The organism is Acrocarpospora catenulata (assembly GCF_018476525.1).
Lineage (GTDB): Bacteria > Actinomycetota > Actinomycetes > Streptosporangiales > Streptosporangiaceae > Acrocarpospora > Acrocarpospora catenulata.
This window is the reverse complement of record NZ_JAHCST010000050.1, coordinates 1-17,851: the sequence shown is the minus strand read 5'-3', so window position 1 is coordinate 17,851 and position 17,851 is coordinate 1. Positions and strand designations below refer to the sequence as shown.

Sequence of the window (17,851 nt, the reverse complement as noted above, 5' to 3'; positions counted from 1 at the left end):
CCTCGTCAAATGGACTTTCCAGCCAGTACCGCGTGACATTTCGTTCCAGCGGTCGTTCCACCCAAGGCCGACCGGTTCCGCCTGAGGAATGCCTTGCCCCGCAGGGGATGCTGACGGAGGCTCAGGGGAAGGAGGTGGCCCGGGTGGTGTTGGTGACGACGGTGGTGGGCAGCTATCCGCAGCCGGACTGGCTGGTGGACCGGGAGATGCTGGGGAGCAGGCTGCCGCCCCGGGTGCGGGCCAGGGAGATCTGGCGGGTGCCGGGGGAGTGGCTGGCGCAGGCGCAGGAGGACGCCACCGTGGTGGCGATCCGGGACATGGAACGGGCGGGCATCGACATCCTCACCGACGGGGAGATCCGCCGCGAGAGCTACTCCAACCGCTTCGCGACCGCCCTCCCGGACAAGGACGTCATCCTGGGCGTGGTGGACCTCAACGACCCCAGTGTCGAACCCCCGGAGATCATCGCCGCGAGAATCCGCGCCGCGCTGGAGTACCACCCCGCCGAGCGCCTCCAGATCGCCCCCGACTGCGGCATGAAGTACCTGCCGCGCGAGGTCGCCTTCGCCAAACTCCAGGCGATGACCGAGGCCGCCGCCACCGTCCGCGCCGAACTCAGCCGCTGACCGTCTCCTTGGTCCTCGCCCCCGGTACGGCTCGCGCCGGCCGGTCCGAGGGCAGGAACCGGGAGACGATCGTGATCGCCACGCCCAGCAGCAGGCCGAAGCTCAGGGCCACCCGCAGCGAGGTCGCGTCCGCCAGGAACCCGATGATCACCGGCCCGAGCAGCAGGCCCGCGTACCCGATGGTGGCGGTCTGCGCGATGGCCGGGCCGGACTGCGCGGGATCGGCCGCGCCCGCCAGGGAGAGCGCGAACGGGATCACCGGCGCGATGGCCAGCCCGGCGAGCACCAGCACCGGCATGGCCACCGCCGGGCTGGGGGCGGTGACCACCACGGCGAACGCGGCGGCGGCGCCCAGGCCGCCGATGGTCAGCTGGGTGCGGGCGCCGTACCTGGCCCGGAGCCGGTCACCGGCCAGGCGGCCGCCGAGCATGCCCGCCACGAAGAGCGGGTAGCCGAGCGCGGCCACCGACTCCGGCGCGCCGAGCACGTCACGCAGGTAGAGGCCGTTCCAGTCGGCGACCGTGCCCTCGATGGTGAAGGCGGCGAAGACCACCACGCCGAGCAGGTAGACGACGTTCGGCAGCCCCTTCCGGGATCCGCCGTTCTGCTCGTCGGCGGGGGAGTCCTTCAGGAAGGTGGGCATCAGGGCCAGGGCGGCCGGGATTCCGGCCGCTCCGACGGCGGTCAGGTGCGTGGTGAAGGTCAGCCCCAGTCCGATCGCCAGGTAGCCGAGCAGGCCGGAGACGATCGCGCCGAAACACCATCCGGCGTGCATGCCGCTCAGCAGCGGGCGGCCGTACCCCGCCTCCACCGCCGCGCCCTGCGCGTTCATCGCCACGTCCAGCAGCCCGAAGGCGAGCCCGAACGCGCTAGCCGCCAGGATCAGCAGCGGGTACGTCGGCGCCAGGCCGAGCAGCGCCAGTGCCGCCGAGCAGAGCGGTCCCGTGACGGCCAGCAGGCGGTGGCTGCCCGCGCGCCGCATCAGCGGGCGGGCGGCCTGCATGCTCAGCAGCGAGCCGATGCCGCAGGCCAGCAGGGCGATGCCCAGCTGCCCTTCGGAGAGGTCGAGCTTGCCGGCCAGGGCGGGTACGCGGACGGCGAGCGTCCCGGAGAAGATCCCCGCGAGAATGAACGTGAGCGTGGTGCCGATCCGGGCCTTGCGCAGGCCGTGTCCCATCGCGGTGTCCTTCCGGGCAGCTGGGCGATCAGTGGGAGCGCTCTCATGAGCAGATCATCGGAGTGATCCGTCGTCCAGGGGTTGGCGGAGCGGTCAAACGATGGTCAGGAGACGGCGGTCCCCTCCTCGGGGAACTCGAAGATCGAAAATGTGCCGTCGATCCAGCGGTCGAGGACTTCCCGGTTGGCGGGAGGAAGCCGGTTCAAGCCGGGGAGCGGCTGGACGACTCTGCCGATTCGCCGCGCATGTGACAGTGCGGTGGCAACAGGCGGAAGCAGGCTGATTTGGGAGGAGAAGTATCGCTGGGCCAGTTCGAGGTGGCCCATGAGCACGAACAACATGCCCGCCTGTACGTCCGGCCGGTGCCCGGCGCATCGGCGGAGTGCGGCGCCGAGCAAACCAGCGGCCTGGTCGGTCTGTAGCGCATGAAAACCGACCACGGCCTGAGGGATGATAAGGGCTGGTTTGTGGGATTCCGGGCAGCTGATCTCTAGAGTCAGGTCGTCTGCAGGGCTGTCAGGTAGCGAGCTTCGGCTGAAGATTTCCGCCGTCGACCTGCCCACGTATGCGAGCAGAGCCAGTGCCCTTTTCGTCCTGACGGGATCGCGCGGTTCCTCCGCCATGGCTCGCGACAGCCACAGAGCCAAGCTGGAGTTGGGGGTACTGGTCAAGAAGTCCAGATCACCTTCGAACAGCCGCTGTGCGAGCATGCTCACCGAAGGGTGTGGCCAGCGTGAATCCGGACTGAAGTCCACCACACCATGTCGCACGCACAACTCCCACACACCCGGGACTTTGATCAGATGCGTCATGGCTGCTGGGCCTTCGCGCTCGACCCGACGCTGTACTGCGGCGGCGATCAGAGGGAGGCACTCGTGAAGTGACTTGGCGCGCATGAGCGGCAGCAGCATGCCGCCGGAGACCGACGATGTTGGGTGGACTTCGACGACGGCCTTCGCCAGCGCCGCTAGCGCCCCCTCAACCAACGGAAGCCCATCTGCGGCCTTGATCAGGCAGTTCAGCGCCGTGTCCGAGGACGCGATCTCCGGCCGGCGCAGGAGCTGGAGAAGCGTCGCCGAGGAGCCCGCCACGAACTGGCGGTCGGCCACGCTGAGACAGATCTGCACCAGCACTTCGTTGGAGGAGGAGGCGATCAGCTCATCGAGTTGGTCGGCCAACTCAGCAGGGCTCGCGGAGCGTCGCGCCATGTGCTGGGCCGCAAAGTACTCTCTGAAGCTCTTGTGCGTGAAGTCGAACAGCTCCCGCTGGAGCCGGTCCCGGCCGATGTCGGTGAACATCCAGGCTCGGCCTCGGCACAGCTCGATCAGCGCGTGCGCGCTCTCGCGGGCGCGGTTTCGGTCCGCCATGGACTCGGCCAGGAAATTGCGGACGAGGATCTCCTTGACCTCCTCCTCAGTCATCCCCGGTTCCGGCCGCCGGAGCGAGACATATCCCACTTCGCTCAGCGCCACCTCGTAGGAGTGGCGCTCGACATTGGTTTTGGCCAGCTCCCGCATTCTGTCCCAGTGTTCAAGCAGCAGATGGGCGCAGCTGCTGTAAATCTGATATCGGTTACCCGGAATCTCCAGCTCGGCGTCCATCAGCATACAGATGAATGCCAGCATCAATGGATTTGTGCGCAGGTCGGAAATGGGTTTGCTCTGCACCATAAATTTGTCGACGCGCTGCTTCACCTGCTCCTCGGGCTGGGGCTCGCCGAGCCGGATCCAGTTCCCGACGTACTCGGCGATCTGCCGTTCGTTGAACGGCCACAGGGTGTATTCCTGGAACACCTCCGGCGCCAGCCGGGCCGCCTCGTAGCCGATGCGCCGGGAGGTGGCCAGGATCTGAGCGCTGGGGTAGGCCGCGCTGGCGGTCTCGATGATGCGGCAGGTCTGCTCTCGCTGGACCGGGGAGAGCAACTCGTCCAACCCGTCGAAGACGATCAACGCAGAGCCTTCGTGCAGCAACTCCTCCACCAGCCCGGCGGGCGGCGGATGCTGGTAGGTCGTCGCCAGCACCCGCTCGATCTCGCTGACGAGGTTGAACCCGGACTCCTCGAACCGCAGCTGCCGGAGCACCAGGTGGAAGGGCACCCCGCGCCCTTCGGTCAGCCAGAGCAGCGCGAACAGTCCGCTGGCGGTGGACTTGCCCGCACCAGGGTCGCCGAGGATCACCGACCGGTCGATGCGGTCCAGGAAGTCCGCCGAGCTGAGTGTCACCCCGCCGTGTTGCCGCGCGAGGATTGACTTGCCGGCGCCCGGGTCCCCGAGGACCAAGGGCGGACCACTGCGCTGCCACGCGGCAAGTGACCTGCCGGCGCCCGGGTCGCCGTGGATCAAGGGCGGACTGCTGAGGTCCGGGAAGACCGCCGAGCTCGATGTCCCCTTGCCGCTGACCAGTTGTGGCTCGGCGGCGTTCAGGTGCCAGAGTAGGTCGGGGCGGACGTATAGGTCGCCGTGGTCGACCCCGCGACGCAAGCCCACGTTGGGCAGCTGGATCTTGGCGTGTGCCTGGGCGAACCGGTTCCGGTAGCCCTCCAGCCAGTTCTCGCGCTGCTCCCCGGTGTCGCTCTCGCGGGTGCTGAGCAGGGCGACGTGGTGTTCGATGGCCCTGATCGTGTCCAGGGACAGCAGCGCGCCCGCCCAGTCCATTCCGGCTCGCTGGTCGGTGAGCCGTTCGCGTAGTTGCTCGGCCACCTGGGCGCAGGACTGCTCCAGCACGGTGTCCAGCTGCACCGCGTAACGGTGGAGCTCGCCTCGGTCGGCGTGCGGGAACGCCCGGCTGAACTGGTCGCGCAGCAGCGTGGAAACCTGCGGCCGGTGGTCGTCGGCGACCCCGTGCAGGTGCAGGGCGATGTACTTCTGCGCGGTCGACTTGAAGGCCGGCGTGTTCAGGAGTTGGCGTACCTGGTGGAAGGTGACCCCGGCCGGGAGATGCTCCACCAGCCCCAGGGTGACCAACTGTCCGATGTGCGGCCCGGGGATGAAGGAGAGCGTCTGCCGTACATCGCTGGTCCGGAGTTTTCCGCGTCGGGCCAGGTGGTTCTGTGCCCTGGTGATGAACGGCTTGGCCGCGAGGTTGAGTACCGACTTCGCGACGGCGCCGGCCACGGCAGAAGGGTCCACGGTCTTCATCATGGCCTATCCATGAATCGTTCGCGGGTGGCATCCGCCGATCTTTTCCCGAGTTACTCGAATATGCAGTTCAAATGGGCTTGACAGGACGGCTTTTCGGTGACTCGAAGGTGAGTTCAAAAGTTGAGTCTTCTCGTTGTGAGATTTCCGTCCTATGAACGGGTGTAAGGGCCGCAGTGGCCGTTTCCGATGGGAAAGGGAACTATGGTGACGACAATCCGATTACCTCTGCGCCGGATTCTCCTCGCGGTGCTGTCGCTGGCGATGGCGGCGGCAGGCCTGACCGCGCTGGGCGGTCAGGCGCAGGCGGCCGTACCCAACCGGTGGGGTTTCGCCTTCGTCGACGTGCCCTCCGGGGTGCCCGACCCCAACCACCAGGCGGGCAGTTGGCCGGCGGCCTTCAGCGTCTCGGTGACTCCCGGCGCACCGGGGGAGACGTTCGTGCGCTTCCCGCAGATCGGCGGGCCCGGCGGCGTGGTGCACGTGACGGCCGTGACCAACCAGCCGGTCTGGTGCCAGGCCGAGAAGTGGAACGCGGTCGGGCCCGACGAACTGGTCTCGGTCCGCTGCTACCGCTTCGGCGGCGCCCCCATCTGGGTGCCGTTCACCGTCATGTACGAGGAGAGCACCGGCCTGCTCCCCGCGGGCACCCACGCGTTCGGCTACGTGCACCACAACGGCGCCGCCATCGTCAGCCAGTACAACTCGGTCGGCGCGGTCAACACCGTGGTCCCGCTCGGCCTCGGCGTCTGGCGGGTGACCTTCCCCGGCCTGGGCGCCCCGGCCCCGGCGGGCGGCCTCCAGGCGACCGCCGTCAACCCCACCGCCCCGGCCAGGTGCAAGGTGGGCAACTGGAGCCCGGCGGCGGCCGTGCAGACGGTCGAGGTGCGGTGCCACGACGCCGTCAACAACCCGTTCAACACCGGCTGGTCCCTGACCTACCAGCGGGAACGGGCGATCACGGGAGCCGCCATCCCGCCGAAGTACTTCGCCTACACCTTCGACGTCAGCGCCGCCAACCCGGGTCCGTACGCGCCGGTGCCGGTGGGGATCAACTACAACTCGCAGGGCGCGGTGAACACCGTGCAGACGGCCGGTCCCGGCATGCGGTTGGTGATCTTCCCCCGGATGGGGATCCTCCGTGACCACGTGCAGGCGACCGCGTTCGGGCCGGGGCCCGAGTACTGCAACCTGCTGACGCTCTGGCTGAGCACCGGAAGCCAGGCGGTCGTGCGGGACGTGGTGTGCTACAGCACGACGACGCAGGTGGACCGCCAGTCGCTCGTCACGTACACGTCACAGTTCTAGAGATGGAGGCGCCGGCGGGCGCCGATCCGCCGGCGCCTCCACATGTGGGGACGAAAACTTTCGAAATTGTTCCGAGAGTTTTCGACAACAAACGTGGCATGCTTCGCGGTTCTGGTCAATGGCCGCGCGTGCGTGTCTGTCACCATCCGGCGCTCTTCGTTACCTACAGTGACGATCATGCGTTGCCTCGCGACCGCGCTCGCCGCCGCGGTTCTCACCCTGACCCCGTTGCCGACCATCGCCGCCGCGTCGGCGCCGCGCCCGCAGTACTGCTCCAGCGCCAAGGGCGGCCTGTACTTCTCCCCCTGGGGCGAGGCCACGGTGCTCTGGGAGCCCCGGATCAGGGCGCTGATCAAGAAGTACGGCGCGGTCTGGGACGCCGTCCGGCCGGTCTCCCGGGTGCGGGGCAAGGACGGCGAGGACCTCGGCATCCGCATGCCCATCGGCATGCAGTACGACAGCATCGGCCTGGACGGACGCATCTGCTACCCGGGCGGCTTCTCCCTCACCCAGCCCGGCACCGGTAACCATCTCACCATCGACGACGGTTTCGCCATCCGGGTGCTGCCCTGCGGCGCGTACGCCAAGCCCGTGATCAACGGCGTCCGCCAGGACAAGGAGGTCCAACTGGCCACCTGCTTCGCCCCCGAGGCCCTGGTCTCCATCGCGGGCGTGAAGAAGGGCGGCTTGGGCGGCCTCACTCCCTGGCACTTCAAGGCGTCCCCGGCCCTGGCCGAAATCGTCAACCGCATCGTCGGCGAACCGGCACTCAAAGCGGGCGAACCCCTGTTCTCCCTCGCCCCCGTCCTGAAGTACCACCCGTTCTGACCGGTACGGGCCTCCTCCGTGGAGGCCCGTACCCGGTTACGGAGCGTCAGGAGGACAGGAACTCCAGCAGATCGCCGCAGAGCCGCTCCTTGTGGGTTTCGATGAGGCCGTGCGGCGCCCCGGGGTACACGGTCAGCGTGGCGCCCTTGATCCGGGCCGCCGACGCCTGACCGCCCACCTCGAACGGCACCACCTGGTCATCGTCCCCGTGCACGACCAGCGTCGGCACGTTGAAGGAATCCAGATCCCTCCGGAAGTCGGTCGCCGAGAAGGCCGCGATGCACTCGTACGCCCCCCGATGCCCGGCCTGCATCCCCTGCCGCCAGAACGCGTCCCGCATCCCCTGCGACACCTTCGCCCCCGGCCGGTTGGCCCCGAAGAACGGCCCATCCGCCAGATCCCGGTAGAGCTGCGAGCGATCCGCCAGTGAAGCCGCCCGCAACCGGTCGAACACCTCCACCGGCACCCCGCCCGGATTGTCGTCGGTCTTCAGCATGTACGGCGGCACGGCCGACACCAGCGCCACCGACCGCACCCGGAAGGTCCCGTGCCGCCCGACATACCGGGCCATCTCCCCACCCCCGGTGGAGAACCCGACCAGCGACATGTCCCGCAGATCCAGCTCTTCCACCAGTGTGGCCAGATCGTCGGCATAGGTGTCCATGTCGTTCCCGGACCAGGTCTGACTGGATCGCCCGTGCCCCCGCCGGTCGTGCGCCAGACACCGGAACCCCCGCTCGGCCAGGAACAGCATCTGCGACTCCCAGCTGTCGGCCTGCAACGGCCACCCGTGGCTGAACACCACGGGCCGCCCCTCGCCCCAGTCCTTGTAGTAGATGTGCGCTCCATCAGCGGCGGTCACATAGGCCATGGCCCTGCTCCTTCGCTAAAACGCGGCTACCGCTCCCACGGGGCGGTGTCGTGCATCTTCTTGTAGTACTTGGCCAGGTGGGACTTGACGCGGGGCATATCGGTCCCGGGGATGTCCACACCGCCGCGGGCGCCCTGGACGATGCCGCCCGCGGACATGATGGCGCGAGGAACGGCCGTCAGACGGCCCTTGATGACGTCGGCGATGAGGAGTTTGTAGCTGCCGAAGTTCTTCGGGTGGGCGCCGTCGTACCAGACGTGGGCGTCGCGGTAGGCGGCGTCGGGCGCGTCCTCGGCGTCGGCCCACTTGCGGACGCGGCGTTCGGCGGCGTCGCCGTCCCACTCGCGGTCCCGGGAGGCCAGCGGCAGGTCCTTGAATCGTGTCACGGTCATGGTCGCGTTCCCTCCTCCCCACCCGCCGTACCCCGCCCACCCGCCTCAAACATCCCGAAATTTCGGATATTTCAGAAATGTGCGGAGGTCTCGGCCGGTGGTTTGCGCCTGGGCGTCCAGGGCCGAAATGGCGAATGTTTCATTGCCGAATCCAGGAAAGCGCAGGTAGCGGATTTTGGGCGGCCCGTGGCCTGCTCAGGCGATCAGTGGCCTCCTAGCATCGCTTGACCCGATCAGAGGAGAGCGAATGCGCCACAAACTCAGAACATTTCTCGCCATCGTGCTGGCGATGGTAGGGGCGGTGGTCTTCGGTGTCACGGGACCCGCCCAGGCCGCGCCGGTGCGCATCATGCCGCTGGGCGACTCGATCACCGGCTCGCCCGGCTGCTGGCGGGCGCTGCTGTGGAACCGGCTGCAGAGCACCGGCTACACCAACATCGACTTCGTCGGCACGCTCGGCCCGCAGGGCTGCGGGGTGTCCTACGACGGCGACAACGAGGGCCACGGCGGCTTCCTGGCCACCAACGTCGCCAACGCCAACCAGCTGCCCGGCTGGCTGTCGGCCACCAACCCCGACATCGTGCTCATGCACTTCGGCACCAACGACGTGTGGAGCAACATCGCCCCGGCGACCATCCTGAGCGCCTTCAGCACGCTGGTCGACCAGATGCGGGCCAACAACCCGAACATGAAGATCCTGGTCGCGAAGATCATCCCCATGGCGGCCAGCGCCTGCGCCGCCTGCCCGCAGCGGGTGATCGACTTCAACAACGCCATCCCCGCGTGGGCGGCGGGCAAGACCACCGCGGCCTCGCCGATCACCGTGGTGGACCAGTGGACCAACTTCAACACCACCACCGACACCTACGACGGCGTCCACCCGAACGCGGCCGGCGACCAGAAGATGTCCGACAAGTGGTACCCGTCGCTGACCCCGCTGCTCAGCGGCACCCCCACGGACACCACTCCGCCGACCACGCCGGGCACCCCGGCCGCGTCCAGCATCACCTCCACCGGGGCCAGCCTGACCTGGACGGCATCCACCGACAGCGGCGGCTCGGGCCTGGCGGGCTACAACGTCTACCGGCGGGTGGGCACCACCGACACCCTGCTCACCCAGTCCACCACCAATTCGGTCGCCCTGACCGGGCTGACGGCCAGCACCCAGTACCAGGTGTTCGTCCGGGCGCGTGACGGCGCGGGCAACCTGTCGGGCAACTCGGCGCTGACCACCTTCACCACCAGCGCGCCGCCGGTGGACACCACCCCGCCGACCACTCCGGGCACCCCGACCGTGTCCGGCGTGACCTCCACCGGCGCGACCCTGAACTGGACCGCCTCCACCGACAGCGGCGGCTCGGGCCTGGCCGGTTACAACGTCTACCGGCGGGTGGGCACGACCGACACCCAGATCGCCACGTCCACCACCAACTCGGTCACCCTCACCGGCCTGACCGCCAACACGCAGTACCAGGTGTTCGTCCGGGCGCGTGACGGCGCCGGGAACCTGTCCGGCAACTCCTCGCTGGCGACCTTCACCACCACCGGTGGCGGCACCGGCGGCGCCTGCACCGCGACCGGCACCGTGCAGACCCAGTGGGGCGACGGGTACGTCGTGCAACCGGTCACCGTGACCGCGGGAACCTCCGCGATCACCGGGTGGACGGTCACCTTCACCCTGCCCGCCGGCCATACCATTACCGGTTCCTGGAATGCGACCCTCACGGTCAGCGGCCAGACTGTAACCGCCAAGAGCCTCGGCTACAACGGCAATCTGGGCGCCGGCCAGAACACCAGCTTCGGCTTCCAGGCCAGCCGCCCCAACGGCAACACCGCCACCCCGTCCGCCTACACCTGCACCTCTCCCTGATTCCCACCGGCCGGGGTCCCCAGGTGGCACCGGGGGCCCCGGCCGGTGGCCCGAATGCAAGCCGCGTGCAAGGAAAGACCGTTAAATTCGCCGCATGTCTCGTCGAATGGTTCTCGGCACCGCCGCCCTCGCGGCCTCGGCCGCGTTAATCTTCCCCACCGCCGCACAGGCCGCCGCCCCGGCCCCCGCCACCGTCGCGAAGAAGCTCTTCAACGCCTGGCTGCACAACGACAAGGTGGCCGCCGCCAAGGTCGCCACCCCCGCCGCGGTCTCCAGCATCTTCGCCTACGTCTTCCGCGCCCCCGACGTCTTCGCCGGCTGCAAGGGCAACTTCTGCCGGTTCAAGCACACCAGCGTGAACGTCCCCGGCGACCTGGACGGCATCGGCATGGTCGTCACCGGCGGCAAGGTCACCAAGGTCTACCGCTCCCGGCACGCCACCAAGCCGGCCACCGTCGCCCAGTACCTGTTGAAGGCCTGGACCAAGAACGACCGCAACATGGGCCTGGAAGTCGCCAAGAAGGACGCGGTCTGCACGGACTCCAAGGGCAAGGAGGGGCAGTACTGCCTCTTCCGCGCCAAGTACGACCCGAACGGCGTCAAGTACCTCTGGCAGGGCTGCACCAAGGAGCCCAAGGGCTACTCCTGCGCCTACTCCTACGAGGGCGGCGCCCTGCTGATGCACGTCCGCGGCTCCAAGGCCCGCGGCTACGAGGTCGCCTTCGTCAGCGCCATCGCCGACTGAACCGGCCCGGCCCCGTCGCGCGTGTGATGGAATCAGGCCGTGACCACTTAGCGGCGCGGGAAGGTCAAGACGGCACTACCGTGTGCGGGGTGGAGGAGATCGATCGCCGCATCGTGACGCTGCTGGCCGCCGACGGGCGGATGAGCTTCACCGACCTCGCCAAGGAGACCGGGCTCTCGGTCTCCGCGGTGCACCAGCGGGTGCGGCGGCTGGAGAAACGCGGCGTGCTCCGCGGCTACGCGGCGCTGGTGGACTACGACGAGATCGGGCTGCCGCTCACCGCGTTCATCTCGATCAAGCCGATCGACCCGGCCGCCGCCGACGACGCGCCGGATCGCCTCCGCCACCTGTCGGCGATCGAGTCCTGCCACAGCGTGGCGGGGGAGGAGAGCTACATCCTGAAGGTCCGGGTGGCCTCGCCACTGGCCCTGGAGGATCTGCTCAACCAGATCCGGGCGGCGGCCAACGTCTCCACCCGGACCACGGTGGTGCTCAGCACCCCCTACGACTACCGGCCACCCTCGGTATAAGCGGCCGCGCCCTCGGGGAAGGGGCGCGGCCGTCCGGCGTTCCCGGCGTAGTGGTCGCGCACCCGCTCGTGCGCGTCCGGCGTGGCGCCCAGCCGGTCCAGCCCGAGCAGGGCGGCCCCCGCGATGGGCGGCAGGTCGGGGATCACCAGGCGGGCCAGTGGCGCGCTCGCCGCGTACCGTTGCTCGACCAGCATGGTCAGCAGCGGGTCGCGGGCGGTCAGCACGCCGCCGCCGAGCACCACCTCGCAGGGCGCGTCCAGCAGGTCCACCCGGCGCATGGCCACCGTGCCGAGCAGTTCGATCTCCTCGGCCTGCCGTTCCACCACCGACCGGGCCACGGCGTCGCCGGGGGCGGCGGCCAGCAGCGGGGCCACCAGTTCGTGCAGGCGCTCGGTGGGCAGTTCCTCGAAGTGCAGGGCGATCACCACCTCCTCCACCGTGCGGGTGCCGAACACGCCCCGCACCACCTCGGTCAGCGCCGTGGCGGGCCCCCGGCCGTCCTCGGCCCGTACGGCGTGCCACAACGCCTCCTCGGCCAGACCGGACCCGCCGCCCCAGTCGCCGCTGATCCGGCCCAGGGCGGGGAAGCGGGCCACCCGGCCGTCCGGGGCGACCGCGACCGCGTTGATCCCGGCCCCGCACACCACGGCGGCACCCCAGGTGGCCTCGGTGCCCGCCCGGAGCAGGGCGAAGGTGTCGTTGCCGACCACCACGCCGCGGCCGTACCCGCGGGAGAGCAGTTCGGCGGTCAGCCGGTCCTCCTCGACGGGCAGGTCGGCCCCGGCCACGTAGGCGGCGATGTGGTCGGCGTAGGGGGAAACGGCGTGCGGGAGAGCCTGCCGTACCGCGGCGTGGAGCGCGTCGATGGCGGCGGGCACGCCCACGCTCTGCGGCAGGAAGGCCGCGCCCCTGGCGGTGGCCAGCACCGTGCCGTCCTCGGCGATCAGGGCCACGTCGGTCTTGCTGTTGCCGCCGTCCACGGCCAGCACGGTCCTCATCGGGCCGCCCACGGCAGGTAGGCCCGGTTGGCGGCCACCAGGCGCCCGGCCAGGTCGGCGGCCAGGTCGGCCTGCCCGATCAGCGGGTTGGCCAGCAGCGCATCCCGCACCCGCCGCTCGCCGCCGTGCCGCGCAGCCTCCAGCGCCAGCGTCTCGTACGCCGACACGTGCGCGATCAGCCCGCGTAACAGCGGCTGGACGGGATCCACCGGGAGCGGGGTGGCGCCGTGCGCGCCGACCGTGGCCGGCACCTCGATGACGGCCTCGGGGTCCAGGAACGGCAGCGTGTCCCCGTTGCGGGTGTTGACCACCTGGGTGTCCCCCCGGTCGCCGATCAGGGAGGCGATGAGCGCGACCGCCGCCTCGGAGTAGTAGGCGCCGCCGCGCTTGTCCAGCAGCTCCGGCTTGGTGTCGCTGGCGGGGTCGGCGTAGATCTCCAGCAGGGCGTCCTCCACGGCCTTCACCTCGGCCGCCCGGGACGGCTTGGCCCGCTGCTCGGCCACCACCTGGTCGTGCGCGTAGAAGTAGCGCAGGTAGTAGGAGGGCACCATGCCCAGCTCCCGGAGCACCCAGACGGGCAGCCCGATGTCGGCGGCGATCTCCTCCCCTTGCTCCTCGATCAGCTTGGGCAGCACCTCCTGCCCGTCCACCTTGACCGAGCGCTCCCAGGTGAGGTGGTTGAGGCCGACGTGCCCGAGTTCGACCGAGGCGGGCGCCACCCCCAGGTGGGCGGCGAAGCGGCGCTGGAAGCCGATCGCCACGTTGCACAGGCCGATGGCCCGGTGCCCGGCGTCCAGCAGGGCCTTGGTGACGATGCCGACCGGGTTGGTGAAGTCGACGATCCAGGCGTCCGGGGCGTGCGCCCGTACGGTTTCGGCGATCTCCAGCACCACCGGGACGGTCCGCAGCGCCTTGGCCAGCCCGCCCGCGCCGGTGGTCTCCTGCCCGACGCAGCCGCAGTCCAGCGGCAGCGTCTCGTCCACGTTCCTGGCCGCCTGCCCGCCCACCCGCAGCTGGAGCAGCACCGCCGCGGCCCCGGCCACCCCGGCGGCCCGGTCGGTCCAGGTGCTCACCGCCGCCGGATGCCCGGCCCGCGCCAGCATGCGCCGCGCCATGCCGCCGACCAGGGCGAGCCGTTGTTCGTCCGGATCGATCAGGGCGATCTCGGTCAGCGGGAGCTCGGCCCGCAGCCGGGCGAACCCGTCGATCAGCTCCGGCGTGTACGTCGAGCCGCCCCCGACCACGGCCAGCTTCACAGCGCCTCCTTCGGAAGGTTCAGAGTCGAGCTGAAAACCTCGTCGCGGACCTCGCCCAGGCCCAGGTGCAGCGCGCCCGCCAGCACCGGGTTGCCCTCGACCGTGGACAGCCGCACCGGCGGCCGGGGCAGGCAGAGCGCGTGCAACTCCTGTTCGATCATGGCCCGCAGCGGCTCCCCACCGGCCAGCAGCATGCCTCCGGAGAGCACCACCACCTCCGGATCGACCACCGCGGTCACCGCCGCCAGCCCCGTCGCCAGCCGCTCCGCGATCTCCCGCAGTGCCCGCCGCCCTTCGGGCGCGCCCTTATCCAGAGCCCGTACGGCGTGGCGTACCGCGGCGGCGGGGGTGGTGCCGCGCAACCCGTGTGAGCGCAGCACCCGCAGCACGGCCGGGCCTCCGGACAGCGCCTGGAAGCCGTGATCGGCCCGCCGCCCCACCTCGCGCGCGGTGGGCGCGCCGGCGACCGGCATGTACCCGACCTCCCCGGCGCCCCCGGTGGCCCCCCGGTGCAGCCGCCCGCCGAGCACCAGCGCCGACCCGATCCCCGAGTCGGCCCACAGCAGCGTGAAGTCGCGGTGCCCGCGCGCGGTCCCGTGCGCCTGTTCGGCCAGCGCCACCAGGTTGACGTCGTTCTCCACGTCCACCGGCACGCCCAGCCCGTCGCGCAGGGTGCCCAGCAGGTCGGGGATGTGCCAGCCGGGGATGTGCGCGGCGTAGCCGAGCCTTCCGGTGGCCGGGTCCATCGCGCCCTGGATGCCGATCACGACCCGGTCGGGCGACGGCAGGCCCTGGCCGGCCCCCGCCAGGGCGGCCCGGACCCGCGCCACCACGTCCCCGCCCGCCCTGCCCGGCGTGGCCAGCCGGTGGGTGGCCAGCACCGTGCCGGTCAGGTCGGCCACCGCCGCCTCGATACGCGCGGGCGTCACGTCCAGCGCGGCCACGTGCGCGGCCCCGGCGTTGATCCGGTACACCTCGGCGGTACGGCCGGGCAGGCCCTCCCTGATCCCGTCCAGCACCACCAGGCCGGCCTCCCGCAGCCGTGCCAGCAGCTGGGAGGCGGTCGGCTTGGAAAGGCCGGTGAGCGCGCCCAGTTCCGGGCGCGTCAGCGGGCCCCGGTCGAGCAGCATCTCCAGGGCGGCGCGGTCGTTGATGGCACGCAGTAGGCTCGGCGTACCGGCCAGGGAGCGGCTCACGGGGTGGTTCCTCCAAATTAGGAAAGCTTCCTAACTGTCAGTAGAAAGTAAAGAAACTTTCCGAACCCGTCAAGTCGGACGATACCTCGCAACCGACTCGTAACCGTTTCGAGTGGTCCGGTACACTACGCGGCGTGACGGCGATCGATCCGGAGTACCGGCGTGGCCGGCGCCGGGGGGAGATGACGGTCGCCACCATCGCCCGGATGGCCGGCGTGTCCGCGCCGACCGTGTCGAAGGTGATCAACGGTCGGGCGGGTGTGGCCCTGGACACCCGGCGCAAGGTGGAGGAGCTGCTGCGCGAGCACGGCTACCGCCGCCCCGAGGCGGTCGGCCCCGCCGCCATCCTGGAAGTGGTCTTCTCCGTGCTGGAGAGCCATCTGGCCATCGAGCTCATGCGCGGCGTGGAGTCGGTGGCCAGGGAGCACGAGCTGGCCGTCGGCTTCACCGAGATGCGGGGCAGGCTGGCCCCCGGCCGGGGCTGGCTGGAGCAGGTGCTGGCCCGCCGCCCCACCGCCGTGATCGCCGTCTACGCCGGGTTCACCGCCCAGCAGCACGGCCAGCTGGCCGCCAGCGCCATCCCGCTGGTCGCGCTGGACCCCACCGGCGACCCCGGCCACACCATCCCCTCGGTGGGCGCCACCAACTGGAGCGGCGGCGTGGCCGCCACCCGCCACCTGCTCGACCTCGGCCACCGCCGGATCGCCAAGATCAGCGGCCCGCCCAACTTCCTGTGCGCCAGGGCCCGCCTGGACGGCTTCCGCGCCGCGATGGACACCGCCGGCGTGCCGGTGGACCCCGCCCTGATCCGCGACGGCGCCTTCGCCTTCGAGGACGGCCTGGCCCTCGGCCGCGAGCTGCTCGCCCTGCCCGACCCGCCCACCGCCGTCTTCACCGGCAACGACCTGCAGGCCCTGGGCGTCATCCAGGCGGCCAGGGAGGCCGGGCTGCGGGTGCCCGACGACCTGAGCGTGGTCGGCTTCGACGACCTGGAGTTCACCCGCTGGGTCGGCCCGCCGCTGACCACCGTGCGCCAGCCGCTCACCGCCATGGGCGCCGCCGCGGCCCAGATCGCCATCGCCCTGGCCACCGGCGAGGAGCCCGCCCAGCACCGGGTGGAACTGGCCACCACCCTCGTCGTCCGGGACAGCACCGCGCCGCCCTCCCGATGAAACTTTCCGCCGGCCGGACCGGTTGAGCTGCTGCTCAGACCGGCCGCCCGGCCCTCTCCTTGACCGGGTTCCGGGCCCTGCGTAGCTTTCGCGGCGAATGCGATCGGTCATTCTTCTGAAATGTTTCAAAGGAGAGAAGGCGGATGGCGAAGCTGATAGGCCCATTCCGTATGGCCCTCACCGCCGTGCTGGTCCTGGCGGGCCTGGTGCTCGCCCGGCCGGCCTCGGCGGCGTCCCTGGTGGAGGTCACCAACTTCGGGACCAACCCGACCAACCTGCGCATGCACATCTACGTGCCGGACAACGTCCAGCCGAACCCGCCCATCCTGGTCGCCGTGCACTACTGCACCGGCTCGGGGCAGGCCTTCTACTCGGGCACCCAGTTCGCCTCCTTGGCCGACCAGTACGGCTTCATCGTCATCTACCCGACCGCTACCCGCAGCGGCTCCTGCTTCGACGTGTCCTCGCCCCAGGCGCTCACCCACAACGGCGGCAGCGACCCGGTCGGCATCGTGTCCATGGTGCGCTGGGCCGTCCAGAACCGGGGCGGCGACGCCAACCGCGTCTACGTCACCGGCGCCTCCTCGGGCGGCATGATGACCAACGTGCTGATCGGCGCGTACCCGGACGTGTTCAAGGCCGGGGCGGCGTTCATGGGCGTGCCGTTCGCCTGCTTCGCCACCACCGACGGCTCGTCGTGGAACAGCCAGTGCTCCTCCGGCCAGCGGATCATGACCCCGCAGCAGTGGGGCGACCTGGTCCGCAACGCCTTCCCCGGCTACAGCGGCGCCCGGCCGCCGATGCAGATCTGGCACGGCACCACCGACACCACCCTGGCGTACCCGAACTTCAACGAGCAGATCAAGCAGTGGACCAACGTCCACGGCCTGAGCCAGACGCCGACCTCCACCGACACGCCGCAGTCCGGCTGGACCCGGACCCGCTACCGCGACAGCGGCGGCAACCTGAAGGTCGAGGCGATCAGCATCGCCAACACCGGCCACAGCCTGCCGCTGAGCGGCCAGGCGGCGATGGCCATCCAGTTCTTCGGCCTCAACACCACGCCGAGCACCGACACCACCCCGCCCACCACCCCGGGCACTCCGACCGCGTCCAACATCACTTCCTCCGGTGCGACGCTGACCTGGACCGCCTCCACCGACACCGGCGGCTCGGGCCTGGCGGGTTACAACATCTACCGGCGGCAGGGCACCACCGACACTTTGATCGCCCAGTCGACCACCAACTCGGTCAACCTGACCGGGCTGACCGCGAGCACGCAGTACCAGGTGCTCGTCCGGGCGCGTGACGGTGCGGGCAACCTGTCGGGTAACTCGGCGGTGGCCACCTTCACCACCACTGGTGGCGGCACCACCGACACCACGCCGCCGACCACGCCGGGCACGCCGACGGCGTCCAACATCACCTCTTCGGGTGCGACGCTGACCTGGACGGCTTCCACCGACACCGGTGGCAGCGGTCTGGCCGGCTACAACGTCTACCGGCGGGTGGGCACCACCGACACCCTGCTCGGCTCCCCGACCACCAACTCGATCACGCTGACCGGCCTGACGGCCAGCACCCAGTACCAGGTGTTCGTCCAGGCCCGGGACGGCGAGGGGAACCTGTCGTCCAACTCGGCGCTGGCGACCTTCACCACCACGGGCGGCGGCACCGGCGGCGGCTGCTCGGCGACGGCCACCACCCAGACCCAGTGGAGTGAGGGCTACGTGATCGAGCCGGTC

General features: G+C 70.2%; 15 protein-coding genes. 8 read left to right on the top strand and 7 right to left on the bottom strand.

Translation table 11 applies throughout. The features are described 5' to 3' along the window. Positions 1 to 143 precede the first annotated feature (143 nt). Positions 144 to 626, top strand: a complete 483-nt coding sequence (locus KIP79_RS49040) for a uroporphyrinogen decarboxylase/cobalamine-independent methonine synthase family protein (protein WP_214109171.1) — start codon at positions 144 to 146, stop codon at positions 624 to 626. Here the strand turns inward: KIP79_RS49040 and KIP79_RS34530 are convergent. Together KIP79_RS34530 and KIP79_RS34525 are read right to left on the bottom strand one after the other, a co-directional pair. After that, entirely contained in the window at positions 616 to 1,803 is a 1,188-nt protein-coding gene (locus KIP79_RS34530; RefSeq protein ID WP_214109170.1) for an MFS transporter, read from the bottom strand. The two genes, KIP79_RS49040 and KIP79_RS34530, sit on opposite strands and share 11 nt — an antisense overlap. A 104-nt stretch (positions 1,804 to 1,907) precedes the next feature. Beyond that, positions 1,908 to 4,943 carry an NACHT domain-containing protein gene (locus KIP79_RS34525; RefSeq protein ID WP_214109169.1) on the bottom strand — a complete coding sequence of 1,012 codons (3,036 nt, stop codon included), beginning with the start codon at positions 4,941 to 4,943 and terminating at the stop codon, positions 1,908 to 1,910. Positions 4,944 to 5,144: 201 nt separating this feature from the next. Here KIP79_RS34525 and KIP79_RS34520 point away from each other — a divergent pair, with 201 nt between their 5' ends. Continuing rightward, positions 5,145 to 6,248 carry a hypothetical protein gene (locus KIP79_RS34520; protein ID WP_214109168.1) on the top strand — a complete coding sequence of 368 codons (1,104 nt, stop codon included), beginning with the start codon at positions 5,145 to 5,147 and terminating at the stop codon, positions 6,246 to 6,248. A 177-nt stretch (positions 6,249 to 6,425) separates the two neighbouring features. Next, the gene (locus KIP79_RS34515; protein ID WP_214109167.1) at positions 6,426 to 7,076 is read left to right on the top strand and encodes a hypothetical protein; all 651 of its coding nucleotides are present in this window, start codon (positions 6,426 to 6,428) and stop codon (positions 7,074 to 7,076) included. Positions 7,077 to 7,122: 46 nt separating this feature from the next. On the opposite strand, the gene KIP79_RS34510 is transcribed toward KIP79_RS34515, so the two are convergent. Next, positions 7,123 to 7,947 (bottom strand): alpha/beta fold hydrolase, encoded by an 825-nt coding sequence (locus KIP79_RS34510; RefSeq protein WP_214109166.1) that lies wholly within the window; start codon positions 7,945 to 7,947, stop codon positions 7,123 to 7,125. 26 nt (positions 7,948 to 7,973) lie between these two features. After that, positions 7,974 to 8,339 (bottom strand): hypothetical protein, encoded by a 366-nt coding sequence (locus tag KIP79_RS34505; RefSeq protein ID WP_214109165.1) that lies wholly within the window; start codon positions 8,337 to 8,339, stop codon positions 7,974 to 7,976. A 247-nt stretch (positions 8,340 to 8,586) separates the two neighbouring features. On the opposite strand from KIP79_RS34505, the gene KIP79_RS47690 reads away from it, so the two are divergent. The 3 genes from KIP79_RS47690 to KIP79_RS34485 all read left to right on the top strand — a co-directional run bounded on the left by KIP79_RS47690 (position 8,587) and on the right by KIP79_RS34485 (position 11,484). Continuing rightward, the gene (locus tag KIP79_RS47690; protein WP_250214321.1) at positions 8,587 to 10,209 is read left to right on the top strand and encodes a fibronectin type III domain-containing protein; all 1,623 of its coding nucleotides are present in this window, start codon (positions 8,587 to 8,589) and stop codon (positions 10,207 to 10,209) included. 94 nt (positions 10,210 to 10,303) lie between these two features. After that, positions 10,304 to 10,954: a hypothetical protein gene (locus tag KIP79_RS34490; protein WP_214109164.1), complete on the top strand. Its 651-nt coding sequence runs from the start codon at positions 10,304 to 10,306 to the stop codon at positions 10,952 to 10,954. Between the two features lie 89 nt (positions 10,955 to 11,043). Next, complete coding sequence (locus KIP79_RS34485) at positions 11,044 to 11,484, top strand: Lrp/AsnC family transcriptional regulator (RefSeq protein ID WP_214109163.1); 441 nt, start codon at positions 11,044 to 11,046, stop codon at positions 11,482 to 11,484. Here the strand turns inward: KIP79_RS34485 and KIP79_RS34480 are convergent. The 3 genes from KIP79_RS34480 to KIP79_RS34470 are packed head-to-tail and all read right to left on the bottom strand — an operon-like array spanning position 11,463 to position 14,934. Then, the gene (locus KIP79_RS34480; RefSeq protein WP_214109162.1) at positions 11,463 to 12,482 is read right to left on the bottom strand and encodes an N-acetylglucosamine kinase; all 1,020 of its coding nucleotides are present in this window, start codon (positions 12,480 to 12,482) and stop codon (positions 11,463 to 11,465) included. The two genes, KIP79_RS34485 and KIP79_RS34480, sit on opposite strands and share 22 nt — an antisense overlap. Further along, positions 12,479 to 13,738, bottom strand: coding sequence for a 6-phospho-beta-glucosidase (locus KIP79_RS34475; protein WP_214109161.1), 1,260 nt, complete (start codon positions 13,736 to 13,738; stop codon positions 12,479 to 12,481). The genes KIP79_RS34480 and KIP79_RS34475 overlap by 4 nt, the downstream gene beginning before the upstream one ends. Continuing rightward, positions 13,735 to 14,934, bottom strand: a complete 1,200-nt coding sequence (locus KIP79_RS34470; protein ID WP_214109160.1) for an ROK family transcriptional regulator — start codon at positions 14,932 to 14,934, stop codon at positions 13,735 to 13,737. The genes KIP79_RS34475 and KIP79_RS34470 overlap by 4 nt, the downstream gene beginning before the upstream one ends. A 134-nt stretch (positions 14,935 to 15,068) precedes the next feature. Between KIP79_RS34470 and KIP79_RS34465 the strand changes: the two genes are divergently transcribed. Both KIP79_RS34465 and KIP79_RS47685 read left to right on the top strand, forming a co-directional pair. Next, complete coding sequence (locus tag KIP79_RS34465) at positions 15,069 to 16,106, top strand: LacI family DNA-binding transcriptional regulator (protein WP_308170044.1); 1,038 nt, start codon at positions 15,069 to 15,071, stop codon at positions 16,104 to 16,106. Between the two features lie 143 nt (positions 16,107 to 16,249). Beyond that, the coding region (locus KIP79_RS47685; RefSeq protein WP_250214320.1) for an extracellular catalytic domain type 1 short-chain-length polyhydroxyalkanoate depolymerase at positions 16,250 to 17,851 on the top strand (1,602 nt) is incomplete at its 3' end.

Coding starts and splice junctions, on each gene's coding strand:
- KIP79_RS34490 (WP_214109164.1), top strand. CDS start 10,304: ATGTCTCGTCGAATGGTTCTCGGCACCGCCGCCCTCGCGGCCTCGGCC.
- KIP79_RS34515 (WP_214109167.1), top strand. CDS start 6,426: ATGCGTTGCCTCGCGACCGCGCTCGCCGCCGCGGTTCTCACCCTGACC.
- KIP79_RS34525 (WP_214109169.1), bottom strand. CDS start 4,943: ATGATGAAGACCGTGGACCCTTCTGCCGTGGCCGGCGCCGTCGCGAAG.
- KIP79_RS34520 (WP_214109168.1), top strand. CDS start 5,145: ATGGTGACGACAATCCGATTACCTCTGCGCCGGATTCTCCTCGCGGTG.
- KIP79_RS34480 (WP_214109162.1), bottom strand. CDS start 12,482: ATGAGGACCGTGCTGGCCGTGGACGGCGGCAACAGCAAGACCGACGTG.
- KIP79_RS34510 (WP_214109166.1), bottom strand. CDS start 7,947: ATGGCCTATGTGACCGCCGCTGATGGAGCGCACATCTACTACAAGGAC.
- KIP79_RS47690 (WP_250214321.1), top strand. CDS start 8,587: ATGCGCCACAAACTCAGAACATTTCTCGCCATCGTGCTGGCGATGGTA.
- KIP79_RS34530 (WP_214109170.1), bottom strand. CDS start 1,803: ATGGGACACGGCCTGCGCAAGGCCCGGATCGGCACCACGCTCACGTTC.
- KIP79_RS34505 (WP_214109165.1), bottom strand. CDS start 8,339: ATGACCGTGACACGATTCAAGGACCTGCCGCTGGCCTCCCGGGACCGC.